Origin of the sequence: Brevibacterium sp. S111 (assembly GCF_004745075.1) — a bacterium.
Classification (GTDB): domain Bacteria; phylum Actinomycetota; class Actinomycetes; order Actinomycetales; family Brevibacteriaceae; genus Brevibacterium.
The window spans coordinates 1-1,022 of the sequence record NZ_RHFH01000059.1 but is presented as its reverse complement, the minus strand read 5'-3'; the positions used below and the strand labels follow the sequence as shown (position 1 = coordinate 1,022).

The 1,022-nt window shown below is 60.8% G+C and carries 1 protein-coding gene; it reads left to right on the top strand.

Going from position 1 to position 1,022, the window contains the following annotated elements; genetic code table 11:
* Nucleotides 1-154: 154 nt before the first annotated feature.
* The coding region (locus EB836_RS18035; protein WP_135542823.1) for an IS1380 family transposase at nucleotides 155-1,022 on the top strand (868 nt) is incomplete at its 3' end.

The following is a 1,022-nucleotide window of genomic DNA, read 5'->3' as shown; positions in this document are numbered from 1 at the left end:
TTAACCTTGATCCACCGATGCGAGTAGCCGGATCAAGCCGCGCGTGAAATGGAAATGCCCCTCCTGAACTGGGAAAATGGTGATGTTCTAAGTCTCCATATCCCACACAGAAAGGGGCACCTCTCAGGTGCTATTCAACCACACACCCACGACTGTGTCCCACTCCTTCGACGACACGAACCTCACCGCTGCCACCGGGCTCGTCCCGACCATGGCACTGGCCCAGAACGCCGCCCTGCCAGACCTTGCCGATGACCATCTGACCGTGACCACCACCGGGGCCGATAAGGGCGCGAACCCAGCAGCGAAGCTGGCCACACTGGTCGCGGGGATGGCCGCCGGGGCTGACTCGATCGATGACATGAACATCCTCCGCCATGGCGGCATGAAACACCTCTTCGACCGCGTCTATGCCCCTTCGACTTTGGGCTCGTTCCTCCGCTCGTTCGCCTTCGGCCACGTCAGACAACTCGACGCCATCTCCTCCCGCTTCCTGACCAACCTCAATGAACACACCCCTCTGCTGCCGGCCAGTCAGGACAACGAGCAATCATCCACAGTCTTCGTCGATGTCGACGACACCGTCATCGACGTTCACTCTGCGTCGAAGCAGGGAGCTGGGTTCGGCTACCAAGGCAGTCGCGGCCTCAACGCACTGTTGGCGACCGCGTCAACCCGCGACTCCAGCCAGATCATTGTGGGCCAGCGTCTGCGCAAAGGCTCGACCTCGTCAGCACGTGGTGCTGATAAGTTCGTCTCCGACGCTGTGGCCACCACCAAACGCATCAACCCTGGTGCTGCGGTGCTCGTTCGCGCTGACTCGGCATACTACTCATCGACCGTGACCAAAGCCGCCCACGATGCCGGGGCCAATGTGTCGATCACGGTACGCATGGACAAGAGGGTCAAAGCAGCGATCGGAACGATCAGCGACGACGCATGGACTGGCATCGAGTACCCCGATGCGATCTATGACGAGGAGTCCGGTGCCTGGGTCAGTAAGGCTGAAGTCGCCGAGGTTC